The sequence below is a fragment of the Bdellovibrio sp. BCCA genome (assembly GCF_037996825.1).
Taxonomy (GTDB): Bacteria; Bdellovibrionota; Bdellovibrionia; order Bdellovibrionales; family Bdellovibrionaceae; genus Bdellovibrio.
In genome coordinates this window covers 2419143-2436349 of record NZ_JBBNAC010000001.1, presented here as the reverse complement: position 1 = coordinate 2436349, position 17207 = coordinate 2419143, and the positions used below count along the sequence as shown (strand labels likewise).

The window sequence follows — 17207 nt, the reverse complement described above, 5'->3', positions numbered from 1 at the left end:
GGATCTTAAAATGAAGTTTTTTGCAGCTTTGTTTCTAACTATGGGGCTTTCTTACACCGCGATGGCACAAAGTGTGACTGTGGATGTGATTTTAAATCCGATGGGGGATTTTAAAGCGAAAACAGGCGAAGTAAAAGGTGCAGCAACAGTGAAAGGCGACGAAGTGTCGGCTGAAAACATTGTTGTGAATTTGAAGAGTTTAAAAACAGGTGTGGAGTTGAGAGACAAACACACTCAAAAATATCTTGATACGAAAGCTTTTCCTGAAGCCGTTCTTGTTTCTGCGACAGGAAAAGGTGGTAAAGGTACTGGCAAAATCAAAATCAGAGGTGTTGAAAAAGACATCGCCGGAACTTACAAAGTCGAAGGTAAAGTTCTAAAGGCCGATTTCAAATTGAATTTGACTGACTTTGATATCAAAGACATCAACTACATGGGTGTCGGTGTTGAGGACGAAATCACACTTCACGTGGCCGTCCCCGTTAAGTAATTAAAATCGGTAATTCACACCGATTTTCCAAAGAGTGGCTCCCTCAGCGAGGGGGCCAATCCCAGAGTAAAATTCCCACTTCTGAAATAGACGAACATTCAAATCAGCCATTCCCATGACATTGAGATTGCGACCAGAATCAATCGTTTGGTTCGTAGCATCTTTAGGCCAATCGACATTCTTCATGAATGCCATTGCGGATAATCCGGCGTTGATTCTTCCAGATAAACGATAAAACACTCGCGGAGCAATACCGTAAACTGTAAAAGCCACTTTGCTTTTTTCGTAGCTAATAACGGTGCTATTGCCGCCGCCATTCGCGCGGCCTGCGCCCACGAATCCGCCAAAGCTCCAACCCCAACGGTAGTAAGTCACTTCTTTTTGTGCCGTAAGAATAAGTCCGTTATAATTCGCAACGTCTTTATCCGCCGTAATACCTTGTTGCAGTTTCAAAGTTTCATTCCACTGCAAAGCCGAAATTCCCACGCCCCAAGATTGCAAAGATTTAGGACGGACGACACGCGCTACTGTCTTTGCTGGAGCCGGAGTCTCAGTCGTTGTCGTCGGCTCTGTTGTCGGAGCAGCAGATGTTTCTGTAGGTGCAACCTCTTCTTCCGTTGCAGCTTCTTGAGCAAAAGACGAGTGAGCCAGCAATGAACTTAAGAAAAGAAAAAGAATAATTTTTCTCATGGCTCTCTCCTAGTAAGACACGTGAATTTGACCTTGCAAGGCCCAAGCATCTTGAGCACCTGTCGAGTCCGTATAAGTTTTTGCATTTGTCGCCATCGCGCGAAGCTCTAAGCGGGGAAGTGGGAACATCAAAGCCCCCAAACTCCATTTCATATTTTCTGAAGACGATTTGCTAATATCAGACTTGCTATGTTCAATCACCGAAAGAAGATTGTATCCGCGAGTGACATTCACCATCGTTTCAACCAGGGCATAAGTTCCCAATTGCGCTTTGGTATTCGCAAGCTTGTCAGTTTTTTCTTTAAAGCCAGCCTCTGCCATGATTGCCGAGCCTTTTGAAAGTCCCATGCGAGTGGTGAAGGCTAAAAGATTCCATTTCGCAAGATCACTTTGTGAGCTTAAAGCCGAGCCGCCAATTTTAAATTTCTCAAACACTTGGTATTCGCCAGCGACAGAGAACCCTTTTTGTTTTTCAACGTCTTCCTGAGCGCCATTACCAAAGAAGGCATTCACAGCGACATCCCAATCTGGATAAGTGAAGTGAGCAATGACTCCTTGAGATTGATCAAACTGTCCCAGCGTGATTGCCTTACGATTCACAGCCGTGTGATCCACGTTGCGAATACCAAAAGCCTTATCCATCTGACCCACGTAGAGCCAGAAGTTGTTGCTCTTTTTCCAACGAATATAATATTCCTTCGCAAACCACGTATTTGTTTTTCCGTAGTAAGGCTCAATCCCTGTGTAAGACGTCGTTGTCACCAGTGTGTACGTTTGTTTTTTGTCGCCAAAGAACGTGAGATTCACGTCATTTTGCATGTTGATGAAACGCTCCATGGAGGCTTTTGATCCCGGATCCATTTGCAACCAAAGACCGCGATACTTAAGCCCCGGACGAATCCACCAAGGCATAGGCTTAGAGCCTAAGAAACCTGACTTGGCAGCGATTTCTTCCTCTTCCATTTTTTTAGGAAAGAAAGGATCACGGGCTGTGATCTCTGTCGCATAGAGGGCGCGACCGTAATCGTTCAGTCCGCCTCCGCCCAGGCCGTTGTAGTGGCAAGTGATGCAAGAGGAGTAGCTATAGCCGATAAAATCGGGATAGGCCTGTGCCTGGCTTGCAAGGATGAAAGAAACAAGGATGAAAAACGCGTATGAAAATTTAAAGTGTCTCACAATGACACAAATTCTATTGGACGAGAGTTGAGAATCAATAAAAATCTATATCAACATGCATTCTTAACCGATAAGTGTTCCATGGAAACAAAGACCACCACCTTAGAACGTCCGCGCGCTGTGCAGATGGCTGCTGCAGTGCTTATTATGGCTCCTGTGTTGGATATGATGATGTCTCAACGAACCGGAGCTCAAGTTTTTAGCGTTTTCAGTTGGATTTTGATTTTTGGCGCAGGAGTGAGCCTTTTGGTTCGTCACAAATCCTCTTGGGTTTTGGGAATTATCCTGTGCTCTGTCTTTGTCATTTCAACGGGTGTGAGTCTGGTGCGCGAGATGGACACGGTGGATCCTATCGTTAGTTCTGCAAAGCTCTTAGATTGTCTTTTAGTTCTATTTATCGTGGGAACGGTGTCCTATTTTTTCCGTTACCCTTACTTGGATCGCCGTCAAAACTGGTTCGCACCGACAGGAGATCGTTTTGCTATTGTTTCGTCCGTGGTTTTAGGCGGAGCTGAAACACAAACCATCGACCTTTCCTATACCGGCGCGCGCATCACCATTCCGGGCTCTGCGACCTTTAAATCGGGGGACGTTGTGGCTCTGCAGTTGACTGAAATCAACGACATCAGCTGCAAAGCACGTGTTGTTGATGTCAAAGAGGACCATATTCGTGTTCATTTCGAGGGGACTTCGGCTTCTGAAAAGGATTTAATCCGTCAGTGGTTGAATTCTCAGGACCTTAAGAAAGTTTAAACAAAATCGACTTAGTGCTTTCGCGCCGCCTGATTTTAAGGCATAAGAGGGCTTTTCACCTAAGGTAGTATCATGGCTAAAACAACAAAGAAAAAAAACGCAAAAAAGCCCGTCACGACAGACGAACACGCTCACGAAATTCCAGTGGAGGTTCGTAAGATTTTAGAAAATGTTCGTCCCACGCCGATGGTTCACAATGGTCTGTCCAATGAGCAAAAAATTGCAAAGATCACTGAAAAGTTCACGGATATCATGGAGACATTGGGCCTTGATTTGGAAGATGACAGCTTAAGAGAAACACCTCATCGCGTAGCGAAGATGTACGTGAACGAAGTTTTCGGCGGTCTTGATCCTAAGAAATTCCCGAAAATGACGGTGATTGAAAACAAAATGAGTTACGATCAAATGATCGTGGTTCAGAGCATTAGCTGTCTTTCATTTTGTGAGCATCACTTTTTGCCAATCGATGGATGGGCGACTGTGGCTTACATTCCTAACAAAAAAGTTATCGGTCTTTCAAAGATCAATCGCATCGTACAGTACTTCTCGCGCCGTCCTCAGGTGCAAGAGCGCTTGACGAAGCAAATTGCGGATTGCTTACAGTACATTCTTGGTACGGAGCATGTCGCTGTTCACATCAATGCCAAACACTACTGTGTGATCATGAGAGGTATTGAAGACACAGGCAGCACGACGTCCACAGCGGACTTGCGCGGGCACTTTAAGTCTCGTCAGGAAACGCGTGAAGAGTTCTTGCAGCACTGTCGGACGAAGTAAGTTTAGTAGTAATTAACTTCGATCAGCAGAGACAATGGCGCGAGCTTTCGCCATCCGTAAGCAGGCTGTTTCCCGACCGTCCTGGTCGGGAAAGGAAGATTACATCAAAGCAGACTGCAAAAGCTCTCTTGAGTTTTTAGAGAGAGTTTCTACTGCCACCATGCGCTTGATTTGCTTCATGGCTTTTTCTTTCATTGCAGAATCTAACTTTTGTACAAAGTTAAAGGCTGCGCACAAACGAGCTGCCACTTGCGGATTCTTCGCGTCGATTTCCAAAATTTTATCCGCATAGAATTCATACGCGTTTGTATTTGGATCGTGGAAGTTCACAATGTTCGCACCGAAAGCTCTCAACAATGAATAAACGTTGTTAGGATTTGTGATGTTAAACGCTGGGTGTTTCGTCAAAGCTTTGACGTCCTCAAGCGTTTGTGGACGGTGAGATGTCGCTTGAGTTGTGAACCATTTGTTGATCACAACAGAATCGTTTTTCCACTCTTCATAGAAATTCTGAAGAGCTTTTGCACGATGTGGTGTCTCTGCATCCGCCAAGATCATCATCGCCGTCATACGGTCCGTCATGTTTTGCGCTTCCCAGTATTGCTTATTCACGATCTCTAGGATCTCTGGATCACGAAGGTCGGCAAGGTAAGCCAAGGCCTGGTTTTTCAATGAGCGATGACCAAAAACTTTCGTGTTGCGGCTCTTGGGCTCGACACCATGATATTTGCGGTAGATATCCAAAAGTTGCGCGCGGTTTTCGCGAGCAATCGCCATGCGCAATGTAATGCGAGCTTTATGGAAAGCCTCCGCATCCAAAACGGCTTCCTCTTGAGCTAAAATCGCATAGCTCGGAAGTTGAAGCATTTTTGCCTTAAAGCCCGGGTCCATCGTCTCATCATGAATGATAGCGCTTAATGCTTTTAAGTATTTTGCATCGACAACCAGCGGTTGTTTTGCGCGAGCTTGCTGAATAAGTCCGTGCAATACACCCATGCCGATTTTTTGCGCCATCTCACGGCGATTGAAAGAATCCGTGTCTTTCTCCATCAAGAAGTAAAGATCATCTTGGCTGGCTTGCCATTTTAAATTCACGGGAGCTGAAAACTCACGTAAAATCGAAAGCACAGGACGCTCGGAAAGTCCCTTAAAGACGAAGTTTTCTTTTTCTTCCTTAAGTTCAATCAGATTTTTTCCGTCTGAATTTACTTGGATCTTATCGCAGTTCAATTTCAACTCATTGCCAGCTTTATCCAAAAGACCCATCATCAATGGCACATGGAACGGATCTTTTTTAGGTTGGTTCGGAGTCGGCGGGCAGTGTTGCTCCAACGTTAGATGGTATTCACCTTTAGCGGCTTCAAAATTTTCCGTGATCGTCACAACCGGAGTTCCCGATTGGTTGTACCAACGTTTAAATTGAGTGAAGTCTTTGCCATTCGGTTCAGAAATCGCAGAGGCGAAATCTTCCGTTGTCACAGCCTGTCCGTCATAGCGTTTGAAGTATTCGTCCATGCCTTTGCGGAAACCTTTACGACCCACAATCGTTTGCATCATCCGGATGACTTCAGATCCTTTTTCATAGATCGTCATGGTAAAGAAGTTATCAACAGCCATGCAAGACTCAGGACGAACAGGGTGAGCATTCGGACCGGCATCCTCAGCGAACTGTCCTGCGCGAAGAGCATCGACGTCTTCAATTCTTTGCGTTCCGCGATCCGTCATATCCGCAGAAAATTCCTGATCACGGAAAACAGTCAAACCTTCCTTTAAAGAAAGTTGAAACCAATCACGCAAAGTCACGCGATTGCCTGTCCAGTTGTGGAAGTACTCATGCGCAACAACAGATTCAATGCTGTGGAAGTCGACGTCCGTCGCGGAGTTAGAATCCGCCAGCACCAGGCGAGAGTTAAAGATGTTCAAACCTTTATTCTCCATCGCGCCTGCATTGAAGTCGTCAATGGCAACGATCATGTAGTCATTCAAATCATACTCAAGGCCGAAAGTGTCTTCGTCCCACTTCATGGATTTTTTCAATGAATCCATAGCGTGCCAGCAGCGCTCTTGTTTTCCGTGAGCGGCGTAAACTTCTAAATTTACTTTGTGACCAGATTTAGTTGTGAACGTGTCGCGGATTACACCAAGGTCTCCAGCGACCAAGGCAAAGAGGTAGCAAGGTTTCTTGTGAGGATCGCGCCAGAAAGCTTTGTGGCGACCGTTGCCAAGATCTTCAATCTTGATGCGATCACCGTTTGAAAGAAGCACAGGATATTTCTTTTTGTCAGCTTCGATAGTGACTGAATAAGACGTCATCACATCAGGGCGGTCGAAGAAATAAGTGATTTTTCTAAAGCCTTGCGCTTCACATTGAGTACAGAAAATGCCGCTAGATTTGTAAAGACCCTCAAGCGAAGTGTTGTTCTGAGGTTGCAGCTCCGTCTCGATTTCCATGGTGAAAACATCTGGAACGCTTGGAATAATGAGTTCCTCAGCTGTCACTTGGTACTGCTCTGGACTTAAAGCCGCTCCATTGATTTTCACGGAAACAAGCTTTAATTCTTCACCATTGAGGCGCAGTTCAGCTCCGGAAGTAGTTTTTTTTATTTGGCTTTTTGCAATGACTCGACAAAAGTCTTCATTGAGGTTGAAGTCGAGGTTCACTGACTCCACAGTGAAAGCAGGGGCTTTATAGTCTTTCAGATAAATTTTTTCTTGTTTCATAATGCCTCGATTCAGATAATAGACCAATGAGTTTGTTAATCACTTCTATCACAATAAATACCCCGCGCCTACAGGACATGCTGGGATTTTATCGAATTATCGGCTTTCAATTTACAGCGTCAAAAGTTGATAAGGGGAGTGAAGTGCACAGAGCCGTTCACAACGCTGTGGAGTTTTCTTTATACTCCATCCAAAATGCGCAGAGATCTCAAATTCCCAGTCTGCAATTGGGTTTCAGGATTACAGATTTGGAAAAAACTGTCGGGGAACTGATGAAAATCCCCGGGGCCATGTGCATTTTGGACCCGACAGAGATGCCCGACGGAATGAAAGCCATTGTGTTAGATCCCGATGGTCATTCGATCGAACTGAGTGAGCACTAACCTTAGGTCTATTTAGAGAATCTCTCGGACTCCGATAAGTTTTTGTTGGAGTACCAAATCATGAAAAAACAAATTGGTTTTCTGTTTTGTGCTGTTTTTGCATTGAACTCATGCACGACAATGACACCTTCTTCTTCTACGCGTGAGCCCAATTCCTTCTTGTCAGGAATGGATCTCATCACACAAAAAGATCTGGATAAGTTTTCTTCCACAAAAGATCTTCGTCTTTCTGGTACAGAAGTTTTGGTGGATAACGATGACGCATTTGAATCCAAAATCAGAATGATTCGCGCAGCCAAAGCGGGTGAGACCATCCGTTTGGTTTATTACATCTACAGTCACGATCATTCGTCTTCGGTGATGACTGAGGAGTTGTTGAAAGCCACAGCACGCGGCGTGAAGGTGCGCATTCTTTTGGACTTTTTCGTAAACTACAAAACTTTGGATGAACTTCTTTTGATGCAAAAATTAGGAAGAGGAAATCTGGAAGTTCGTTTTTACGGAAAACCGACGGACTTAATGATTCGTGATGCCCGTTTCTTAACAATGCCTTGTGCTAAAAAGGACGCAAAATCAAAAGCCAGTGATTGTTCAGACGCAAAATGGGCGCAGATTAAAACCGGCACAACGAAAGATGCCGACATTTATGCGCGTCTTTTGCTTTCTGCCATCTATGCACAGAATCTCGACTTGTTAAAACTCGCCATCATGGGCGGACAAGAGCTGGATCTTAAAACTTTCAGTGTGTCTCATCGCTGGAACAATTCGCAGAAACGCAACGTCGCTGCCGCGGCCGACGTGGATCTCGAATCAATCTTTAAAAATTTAAAACTTCTGAAAGAAAATAAAATCGACGGCAATTATATTGCGCGCTTAAAGATCGCGTTAGGCATGGTCTTTATGGGAAGTACGCTTAATCCCATTCTTTATGAAGTTTATGGACGAGTGCCACTCGACCAGCCAAAACCTCATTCGTGGAATGATTGGCTTCATTTTACAGACTACACGCACCACAAGATGATCTTGCTGGAAGATCGCATGGTGCAATTGGGTGGTCGTAATATCGAAAACTCTTATCACATGAAAAAGAATCATCTTACGGATAAATATATCTTTAGAGACACGGATCTTTTTGCCAACATCACTCGCGGTGGACGCGATATCGCTAACGCCTATGACCGTCTTTGGAATTACAAACCGATGGTGTGGACTGCAAACGAAGCCTATAGCTTTATGCCTCACGACTGGGTTGTAAATGCAGACTGGTTAAAGCAAAGTCTTGAGTCTTGTAAATCGCAAATGGGCAAAAACCGTTCAGCTCTAGCAAGTTGTTTGTCAAATCGCGTTTCAGCAAGTTCATTTACTGTGCAACAAGACCGTCAAGCGCGTATTGAAAAAGAATGGCAACAAAAGGCGGATACTTTCTATCGTGAATACGTCAGAAAACCGTCAGACAAACACTTTAGAATTTCTGATAGCGATGCACAAAAGATGGCGGCGTACTATGTCGAAAACTTGCCGTTTAGCTTTGTCGATAAAGACCAAAGCAATCAAGATCGCATCTATGGAGCCTCTAAGCGCAGCTGGGCTCCATGGGGTGAAGACCGCGAGGAACTCAACGGTAAAAACATTCACGCGGCTTGGATGAAAGAACTTGAAAACGTCTGTGAAGTTTCCCGTACGACGGGAAAAAGTCAGCGCGTGATTTTCCATAGTGCTTACTATATGCCTCCGGCAAATCTGGTGCGCGCCTTTGGAAAAATGCTCGATGGTCGTTGGAATTGTAAGAACGTGAAAGTGACGTTCATCACGAACTCCGAGCAGTCAACGGACTTGTTCTTTATGAATGTTTTCGCCAAATACCAATTGCGGGCTTTCTTTGACGTCTATCGGAGAAAAAATAAATCAGCTCCGACGTTTGAATATTTGGAATACAAGGGGACGGATGACAAAGGTGGAAAGCTTTCCTTGCACTCAAAAGTCTCTGTCTTTGGCGATGATGTCTTGATCGGGTCGGCGAATTTGGACGTGCGCAGTTTCTATATGGATACAAACAACGGAATGCTTCTGCGCAATGTGCCTCAGTTTGCTCGTGAATATACTGAATGGGTGGACGATTTGACTCGTAACTCAGGACTCTTGGAAAATAAGACAGACCTTTACGTTCGCGGCGAAGGAATCCAAAGCATGCGCGAGCGTGATTGGCAGATGGCAAAAGCTCAGCTTGCGAAGATCAATCCAAAACTTATCGAAGGCAAAAACGGGGAGTTCATCAAAAAGTTGATTTTCAACTTAAGCGAAAGAATTTATCAGTTGAGTCTTCAGTTAGTGGACTACAATCAAGTGCCGATACAGAATAACGATCGTGCAGATGAGTCCAGCGAACAAAAATCCAAGCAGCAAATGCTGGAAACAGAATACGACGAGCTTTTACAGTTGATTTAAAGAATAAAAGGACCCGTTTCGGAGACGGTAGGATAAATGAGTTTTTGGACGAAGCTGAAGGAACAGCGTCATTCTCTAACATCAACAACGCTCACAGCGATTGTTTTGCGGGTTTCTCTTGTCGTCGGTGTGACGGCGGGGCTCACGTATTGGCATTTATCTCACGAAATAGAAAAGACGTCTCTGACGACTCTTGAAAAGTACGTACGCGAGCGTTCACTTAGGGAAAGAGAAATTTTTAAACTGGCCCGAGATAATCAGTATGCTCTCAGAAAAGAACTGATCGACGTTTTCCGAAAAATAGAAAAATCCAGTGAAGATCCAGTGGCGGAGTTTAACTCTTTGGTACGCAGAGATCCGGACGGAGCTTTGCGCTCGCCACATTCGAAACCTGGTGTAAAAAAAGAACTGGATATTTGGGTCGCAAAAAACGCCAATAACGACGCTTTGTTTCGCAGAAAAGTCGTCGCATTTTCAAAGATCCTTTTGCGGTATGCTCCGGCCTTTCATGTGAGATTCACGGACACTTATATTGCTTTGTCCGAAAATGCGAACATCGTTTATTGGCCCGAGTTCCCGGATTGGAGCGCTGGCACACCTGCTAACTTTGATTACTCAAGTTACGAACTTTATCAAATCGGAAAAAAACAAAACAATCCCGAGCGCAAAACGCGCTGGTCGGGAGTTTATTTCGACGATGCGATCCACAAGTGGATGGTTTCCGCGAGCACGCCCTTTGATGACAGTCGGGGATTCTTGGCTGGAGTTATCGGACATGACGTTATGATTGATGATTTGATCACTCGAACCACCAATGAGGGCTTACCGGGAACTTATAATATCCTCATCAGTGGTAACGGTCGCTTGATTGCGCATCCTCAGAAAATGGATCAGATTGTGGCCGCTAAAGGACTTCTTTCAGTCGATAACGCTCAAGACTCGCAACTCTTGGATATTTTCAACGAGATAAAAAGAAATTTTCGTGGAAATACAGCGGAAAAAATCATCAACCAAAGTGAGTACGACCGGTTTTTGGCCGTGAGCTATCTACCTGAAACGGACTGGTACTTTGTAACGGTTTCTCCGAAGTCGTTGATTCGGCAAACGGCCAATAGCGCGGCGATTTTTATTATTCTGGTTGGCGTAGGTTCCCTGCTTTTGGATATTGCGCTTTTATATCTGATCTTTAGAAGAAAGGTGGCTGAACCGCTAGAGCAGTTCATCCGCGCCACTGAAAGCATTGCGAAGGGCGAAAGCGAAATCGCCTTGCCCGTTGAACGCAAAGATGAAATCGGCAGGCTCTCGCGATCCTTCGCTTCTATGGCGAAAAAAATCCGAGAGACGCGCAAGAGCTAGTGTTTGTACATGCGGTCTTCAAAAGAGGCCAGAGCCGCTTTTGCACCTTCACCCATAGCAATCACGATCTGCTTGTAAGGAGTCGTTGTTACGTCTCCGGCAGCGTAAATGCCTGGCAGGGATGTGCGACCTTTTTCATCGACAACGATTTCGCCAAACTTAGTTAGCTCCACAGTGTCTTTTAAGAACTGACTGTTGGGAACAAGACCGATTTGTACGAAGATACCATCAAGATCGATTTTCTCTGGTTTGTTGACCGAACGGTCCACGTATTCAAGCTGAGTTACTTTGCTTCCATCGCCTGTGATCTTTTCAGTTTTTGCACTCGTGATAATAGAAACATTTGGCAATGATTTAAGTTTATCTACCAAGATTTTGTCGGCTTTCAATTGATCGTTATATTCAAACACAACCACTTCACGCACGATACCTGCAAGGTCAATCGCCGCTTCAACGCCAGAGTTTCCTCCGCCGATCACAGCTACTTTTTTACCTTTATAGAAAGGTCCATCACAGTGAGGGCAGTAAGCAACTCCACGGCCCAAATATTCTTTTTCACCTTCAACACCGAGTTCACGCCATTTAGCGCCTGTTGTGACAATGATCGAATCGGCAGTGAGGTGTTCTCCACTTTCAAGTTCAATGGCTTTTAGTCCGCCTTCGGTACGGATCTTTTTAACACGGCGATTTTCAAAAACTTTGATTGGGTAACTTGCCACGTGTTGATTCAACTGTGCCGCCAATTGAGGACCTTCTGTGTAAGTCACAGAGATTAAGTTCTCAATGCCTTTGGTTTCTTGCACCTGACCACCGATTTTTTCTGTGATCATAGCCGTGCTTAACCCCTTACGAACACTGTAGATCGCAGCCGAAGCGCCTGCAGGGCCACCGCCCACGACAAGAACTTCAAAATGACCTAAGTTTTTATTCACAGGCTCAGCTGGAGCCGCTGTTTCATCGACACCGAATGTAGATTCAAGTTTCGCTAATAAATCTAAAAGAGAAATACGACCTGAGTGAAACATTTTTGCGTTAGCAACCAAAGAAGGAACACCTTGGATGCCAAGAGCTTTCACGTCGTCTTGTACGTAGCCACCGTCAATAATTTCATGACGAAGGCTTCCGTGAACTAAAGCAAACTGATTCAAAGCTTGCACAACATCAGGGCAGTTTTCGCAAGTTAATGAGATGTATGATTGAACTGTGATGTTTTTCTTTAAGCGTCGCACGCGATCGGCGATCACTTCATCAAGAACTTTTCCTTTGCCGTCCGTGTTGAGGATAGCAAGGATCAAAGAAGTAAATTCATGTCCGCCAGGAATACCTTTAAAAATAATTCCTGTGGGTTTGCCTTGGTAGGCAATATGAAACTGAGGCATGGGCGAATTGCCAGCAGCATTTTTGCTGACAACGATTTTAGAAGAAGTGCTAGCCACATCCTCAAGCATTTCGATCAGGTCTTTTTGATCTTCATGCGAGCTGTTTTCATAGATAAGCTCTACGGTGTTTTCAAGTTTTCCGAAGACGGAAGTTAGTTGTTCTTTAATTTGAGAGTCGAGTGACATAACGCCTCCTAACTAGAGATCGAGAGACTTAAGGGAGAGAAGTCCCCGCCGAAATTGCGGGGACTTATTAAAATCTAAAAATTAGATTTTACCAACAAGGTCCAAACCAGGTTTCAAAGTTGCTTTGCCTGGAGTCCATTTAGCAGGGCAAACTTCGCCTGGGTTTGCAGCGATGTATTGAGCTGCTTGAGTTTTGCGGTACAACTCATCAGCGTTGCGGCCGATACCGTTGTCTTGAACTTCAGCCAATACGATTTTGCCTTCTGGGTTCACCAAGAAAGTACCGCGGTAAGCAAGACCTTCTTCTTCAATGTGTACACCGAATGCGCGAGTCAATTGGAATGTAGGGTCTGCCAACATTGGGTATTTGATTTTTTTGATTGTTTCAGAAGCATCATGCCATGCTTTGTGAGTGAAGTGAGTGTCTGTAGAAACACCGTAAACTTCTACGCCCAATTTTTGGAAGTCAGCATATTTGTCAGCCATGTCACCCAATTCAGTTGGGCAAACGAATGTGAAGTCTGCTGGGTAGAAAAAGAAAATCGCCCATTTACCTTTAAGGTCGTTTTGAGTCACAGTTTTGAAATCACCGTGGTGGAAAGCTTGAACTTTAAAGTCAGGCACTTTCGTGTTGATAAGAGTTTGCATGTTTTCTCCTTAGATGGTTGCACTCCGATTTCGCCGGAGTCGTGGTTAAAAAAAATGAGGGCCTCTAATAGCCTTCGTTACCAGAGGACATCTTTCGTCTTTCATAGTAGGGGATCAACCTTTTTTAATGAAATCGATTATAAATATGGATTGATAGATTTTGTCTATTACGGCATAATGCCTAATATAGGAGCAATTCTATGACCCCAAAAGTGAACTTTTCTTTGACGCAGCTCGAATATGTGATGGCAGTCCATAAATATGGGCATTTTGCTAAGGCGGCAGAGGCTTGTTTTGTAACGCAACCGACTTTAAGCATGCAAATTCAGAAGTTGGAAGAGGACTTAGGTGTGGTGATTTTTGACCGCTCTAAAAAGCCGATCCTTCTGACACACATGGGAAAAAAGTTGATATCTCAAATGCAGACGGTCCTTTTTGAGGCCAGAAAAATTGAGAATCTGATCCAGCAAGAAAAAAAAGGCGCAAAACAAGGCTCGCTCGTTGTGGGAGTGATCCCAACAGTAGCTCCTTATTTATTGCCGCGACTTCTTCCGATGTGTGAAGAACTTTTCCCTGAAGTAGAACTCAACATCAAAGAATTGCAGACCGATCAAATTTTAAAAGCTTTGGATGACGACGAAATTGATGTCGGAATTTTGGCGACGCCAACACAAGTGGCGAAGATGTTTGAATTTCCTCTTTATTACGAACCATTTTATGTCTTATGCGATAAGGATCACGAATATGCACAGTCTAAAAAGGTGAAATATCAAAGTCTTCGTATGGAAGACGTGTGGCTCCTAGAAGAAGGTCATTGCTTGCGCAATCAAGTTTTAGATCTTTGTTCTATTAAGAAAAATAAAAGCGGTGTGCATCGCAAATATAAATTTGAAAGCGGAAGCTTAGAGACCCTTAAGAATCTTGTGGATCTCTACGGGGGGTACACTTTGCTTCCACACCTTGCCACCGAACAAATCGGGGAGCATAGTCAGGTTGTACAATTCGAACGACCAATTCCTGCCAGGGAAATTGGTTTAGTCTATCGCCGCGAACACTACAAAAGCGAATTGATAGAAAGCCTAGGGGAGGCGATTCTAAAATCAATCCCCGAAGAACTCCGCAAGATTCGTCCAAAAGATCTGGATGTCTTGCCAATCGCCTAAGAGGTACGGCGTACCTTTTTGAATTGCGGCGCGATAAATAAGGATTATTGAAATGGAAAAACGTAAACCGATTGAAACAAGAGAAGATATTCAATTACTCGTGGATAGCTTTTACGCCAAAGTTCGCAAAGACACTTTGATCGGGCCGATTTTCAACGATGTCGCGAAAGTAGATTGGGATGAGCATCTTCCAAAATTATATAATTTTTGGTCGGATTTATTGTTAGGCGACGACACTTATCGTGGTCGTCCCTTTCCTCCACACATGAAACTTAATTTGCAGTTCGGCCACTTCGAACGTTGGCTTCGTCTGTTCACAGAAACCGTGGACGAACATTTCATCGGCTTAAAAGCCAGTGAAGCCAAAGAGCGCGCCATGCGTATTGCGCGGAACTTTATGATTAATTTGAGTTTGCTGGATCCGAATTAAGTCTTGAGATTTTTTCTAAAACCCAACTGTAAAATTCCAAAGGTAATTTCAAATATGGCAAAAACTCCAACGATCCAAGGAGCTTGAAATCCTATGAAATAATACATTTGCCATGTAAAGAATAACAGGCGAGCTATTCCGTCATATAAACCAAAAATCTCGTTATACTGACGAAGACGCAAGGTCGACCAAACAACAACGACGCTTCCCATTAGGTTAGCAAACAATATATGCATAGGTTGATATTCCGGAAGCGTAACGAAATGTCCTAATCCATGATGCAGCCATTTGAATGTCCAGGGTGTTGCAAAGGGGGCTGACACAATTAAGTCATAGAGTGCGCTGGCTTGAACTATTTTTTTATATCTTTTTGATTCCATACTGTTACTGTAAACCTTCATGTATACTTTAGACTCAAGAGGAAAATTATGAAAATTGGCGAATTAGCAAAAAAAGTGGGATTGTCCGTCTCAAAAGTGCGCTATTATGAAACAATGGGAATTATTCGAGCTAAAAGGGGAGACTCTAATTACCGTGATTTCCCTCCTGAATCTGAAGGACTTCTTCTTTTGGTGTTACAGGCCAAAGATTTAGGATTTACCCTTAAAGAAATTCAATCGCTAGCAAGAGCTCTCCAGCAAGGAGCTTTAACTAAAGATAAGCTCCGTTCGGAACTTACTAAAAAACTCGATGCCTTAGACGAACGAGTTGCCTTAATAAAAAAGTTTCAAAAAAATGTTCGCGAAATTCTGCAGTCAACGTGCCCGTTTGGTGTTGAATCCAAGTCCGTCTAAATTACACCATTTTAAGGTGCGACTTTGGTTTCTCACTTTAGGTGTGCCCCTTTGAATCCGATAATATCTATAGGGAATTCTGGAACGTTTCACTGGGGGACATATGCATTTAGCCCGATGTCTATCCTTTCCTAGGGCTTTAAAGCAAATAACTTTACTATTGTTTTGTGTTTCAACCACGGAGGCCGCAAGCATTTCGGCAAGCTCCAGCTCTCTTACTTTCCAAGGCCGCATTCTTAAATCTGACAAAACACCTTTTGAAAACGGCAACGTCTCCTTTGTTTTTAGGATTCTGGATCCGAGCGGGAGCTGCCTGATTTATCAAGAGCAAATCGACGGTTACAACATGACAAACTCTGGAGGAGTTTTTGATGTTCCTATTGGTTCGGGTTCCGTTCAGTACATCTCAGGACTAGTAACTCAAACCAGTTTTTAACTTGGGATGGGATGTCTTTAGCTTGTATTCCGGTGAGTGGCGCTTTGGGAGGAACGGTGACTTCAGTTTCCTCGATGAATTCTTATATTTCCGTCGCGAATGGAAACTCGACTCCTCAATTGACCCTCAATGTGGGAACCTCGGCGGGAACTGTGGCTGCGGGGAATGATTCTCGTTTTACAGATTCACGTGCGCCAACGGGCAGTGCTGGTGGAGATTTAGGCGGAAGTTATCCGAACCCTGCGGTTCTAAAACTTCAGGGTGTTGCAGTTTCAAATACAACTCCTGTAACTGATCAATTCCTCAAGTATGACGGAACTCAGTGGTTGGCGGCTGCCATTGGAATGAATGACGTTACAAATTTAAACTCCACACTGGATACCTACCATACCATCTCTGCATTTAATACCGCTGTTGGTAGTGCCAATTGTGCGGCTCACGAGACTCCTTACTGGAGTTCTGTTTCTGGAAAATTTTTGTGTCAGACAATTGCGCTATCTGCATCCCAACTTCCGACAGTTCCTGTGAGCAAGGGGGGGACAGGTGTAACGTCTCTGACCGCCAGCCGTCTTCTTGCCAGTGATGGCACAGGAGCTGCGGTTACAACATTTACCTGTGCGGTAGGACAGTTGATGACATTCGACAGCGGGGGAGTGATGGGATGTACAAATTATTCGGCTTCAAATATTTTTGCTAATGGCGGAAACAGTTTTTCTGGAGCCGCCACTTTAGGTACAAATGATGCTTATGCTTTAAATTTTGAAACCGGCGGAACCACTAAAATGACCATCCTTACCGGAGGAAATATCGGCATCGGCACAACCAATCCGGCAGCCACCCTTGAGGTTGTCGGCGGTATCAAGCTGGGGTCCATGACAGCGTGTACTGCCAGCCAAGAAGGTTCACAGCGCTATAATTCAACTCTGAAAATTATGGAGTTTTGTGATGGCATCGCTTGGCAATCTTTCACTGGATCGAGCAGTATACCCACCGGCGCGGTCATGGCATTTGATTTAACAAGCTGCCCTTCCGGTTGGACCGAGTACACAGCCGCCCGAGGTCGGTTTCTTCGTGGGATCGACAACGGTGCTGGTAACGATCCGAGCGGGACCCGTGCTCCCGGAAGCGTACAAGTGGACGATTTTAAAAGCCACACGCATTCACCCAATGGATACTTTGTTTCCGGCACGTCAGGTGCTGACGGAGACTTAGATGGATCGACCCAAGTCACGGGATACGACAAAAGCACGATAACAGGTGTGTTAAGCAGTACTGGCGGTGCAGAAACACGTCCTAAAAACGTCGCCGTTCTATTCTGCCGAAAAAATTAAAAATCATAAACCTATTCCATATTTTCCAAATACGGTTAGTATAAGAGAA

The 17207-nt window shown here is 44.5% G+C and carries 17 protein-coding genes; 11 read left to right on the top strand and 6 right to left on the bottom strand.

Going from position 1 to position 17207, the window contains the following annotated elements; genetic code table 11:
- Positions 1 to 10: 10 nt before the first annotated feature.
- Entirely contained in the window at positions 11 to 490 is a 480-nt protein-coding gene (locus AAAA78_RS11895) for a YceI family protein (protein WP_340592268.1), read from the top strand.
- On the opposite strand, the gene AAAA78_RS11890 is transcribed toward AAAA78_RS11895, so the two are convergent.
- On the bottom strand, positions 491 to 1180 hold the full coding sequence (locus AAAA78_RS11890; RefSeq protein ID WP_340592267.1) for a hypothetical protein: 690 nt from the start codon (positions 1178 to 1180) through the stop codon (positions 491 to 493).
- 9 nt (positions 1181 to 1189) lie between these two features.
- Complete coding sequence (locus AAAA78_RS11885) at positions 1190 to 2356, bottom strand: hypothetical protein (RefSeq protein ID WP_340592266.1); 1167 nt, start codon at positions 2354 to 2356, stop codon at positions 1190 to 1192.
- Positions 2357 to 2437: 81 nt separating this feature from the next.
- On the opposite strand from AAAA78_RS11885, the gene AAAA78_RS11880 reads away from it, so the two are divergent.
- Complete coding sequence (locus AAAA78_RS11880) at positions 2438 to 3109, top strand: PilZ domain-containing protein (protein WP_340592265.1); 672 nt, start codon at positions 2438 to 2440, stop codon at positions 3107 to 3109.
- Between the two features lie 72 nt (positions 3110 to 3181).
- Positions 3182 to 3886, top strand: coding sequence for a GTP cyclohydrolase I FolE (folE, locus tag AAAA78_RS11875; RefSeq protein WP_340592264.1), 705 nt, complete (start codon positions 3182 to 3184; stop codon positions 3884 to 3886).
- 99 nt (positions 3887 to 3985) lie between these two features.
- Here folE and pepN read toward each other — a convergent pair whose 3' ends face one another.
- Complete coding sequence (gene pepN, locus AAAA78_RS11870) at positions 3986 to 6607, bottom strand: aminopeptidase N (protein WP_340592263.1); 2622 nt, start codon at positions 6605 to 6607, stop codon at positions 3986 to 3988.
- 26 nt (positions 6608 to 6633) lie between these two features.
- Between pepN and AAAA78_RS11865 the strand changes: the two genes are divergently transcribed.
- Genes AAAA78_RS11865 through AAAA78_RS11855 form a run of 3 tightly spaced genes read left to right on the top strand, consistent with a single transcriptional unit; the run spans position 6634 to position 10791 of the window.
- On the top strand, positions 6634 to 6990 hold the full coding sequence (locus tag AAAA78_RS11865) for a VOC family protein (protein WP_340592262.1): 357 nt from the start codon (positions 6634 to 6636) through the stop codon (positions 6988 to 6990).
- A gap of 60 nt (positions 6991 to 7050) precedes the next feature.
- Positions 7051 to 9435, top strand: a complete 2385-nt coding sequence (locus tag AAAA78_RS11860; protein ID WP_340592261.1) for a phospholipase D-like domain-containing protein — start codon at positions 7051 to 7053, stop codon at positions 9433 to 9435.
- A 36-nt stretch (positions 9436 to 9471) separates the two neighbouring features.
- Positions 9472 to 10791 (top strand): PDC sensor domain-containing protein, encoded by a 1320-nt coding sequence (locus AAAA78_RS11855; RefSeq protein WP_340592260.1) that lies wholly within the window; start codon positions 9472 to 9474, stop codon positions 10789 to 10791.
- Here AAAA78_RS11855 and ahpF read toward each other — a convergent pair.
- Both ahpF and ahpC read right to left on the bottom strand, forming a co-directional pair.
- Positions 10788 to 12356: an alkyl hydroperoxide reductase subunit F gene (gene ahpF, locus AAAA78_RS11850; protein WP_340592259.1), complete on the bottom strand. Its 1569-nt coding sequence runs from the start codon at positions 12354 to 12356 to the stop codon at positions 10788 to 10790. The two genes, AAAA78_RS11855 and ahpF, sit on opposite strands and share 4 nt — an antisense overlap.
- Positions 12357 to 12437: 81 nt before the next feature.
- Positions 12438 to 13004: an alkyl hydroperoxide reductase subunit C gene (gene ahpC, locus AAAA78_RS11845; protein ID WP_340592258.1), complete on the bottom strand. Its 567-nt coding sequence runs from the start codon at positions 13002 to 13004 to the stop codon at positions 12438 to 12440.
- 200 nt (positions 13005 to 13204) lie between these two features.
- Between ahpC and AAAA78_RS11840 the strand changes: the two genes are divergently transcribed.
- On the top strand, positions 13205 to 14167 hold the full coding sequence (locus AAAA78_RS11840) for a hydrogen peroxide-inducible genes activator (protein WP_340592257.1): 963 nt from the start codon (positions 13205 to 13207) through the stop codon (positions 14165 to 14167).
- A gap of 52 nt (positions 14168 to 14219) precedes the next feature.
- Positions 14220 to 14597, top strand: a complete 378-nt coding sequence (locus tag AAAA78_RS11835; protein ID WP_340592256.1) for a group III truncated hemoglobin — start codon at positions 14220 to 14222, stop codon at positions 14595 to 14597.
- On the opposite strand, the gene AAAA78_RS11830 is transcribed toward AAAA78_RS11835, so the two are convergent.
- Entirely contained in the window at positions 14594 to 14977 is a 384-nt protein-coding gene (locus AAAA78_RS11830; RefSeq protein ID WP_340592255.1) for a hypothetical protein, read from the bottom strand. The two genes, AAAA78_RS11835 and AAAA78_RS11830, sit on opposite strands and share 4 nt — an antisense overlap.
- A gap of 48 nt (positions 14978 to 15025) precedes the next feature.
- Between AAAA78_RS11830 and AAAA78_RS11825 the strand changes: the two genes are divergently transcribed.
- From AAAA78_RS11825 to AAAA78_RS11815, 3 genes are all read left to right on the top strand, one after another.
- A complete protein-coding gene (locus tag AAAA78_RS11825; RefSeq protein ID WP_340592254.1) occupies positions 15026 to 15391 on the top strand; it encodes a MerR family transcriptional regulator in 366 nt (121 codons plus the stop codon).
- A gap of 160 nt (positions 15392 to 15551) precedes the next feature.
- On the top strand, positions 15552 to 15827 hold the full coding sequence (locus tag AAAA78_RS11820) for a hypothetical protein (protein ID WP_340592253.1): 276 nt from the start codon (positions 15552 to 15554) through the stop codon (positions 15825 to 15827).
- An 11-nt stretch (positions 15828 to 15838) separates the two neighbouring features.
- Positions 15839 to 17158: a hypothetical protein gene (locus tag AAAA78_RS11815; protein ID WP_340592252.1), complete on the top strand. Its 1320-nt coding sequence runs from the start codon at positions 15839 to 15841 to the stop codon at positions 17156 to 17158.
- The last annotated feature ends 49 nt before the right edge of the window (positions 17159 to 17207 follow it).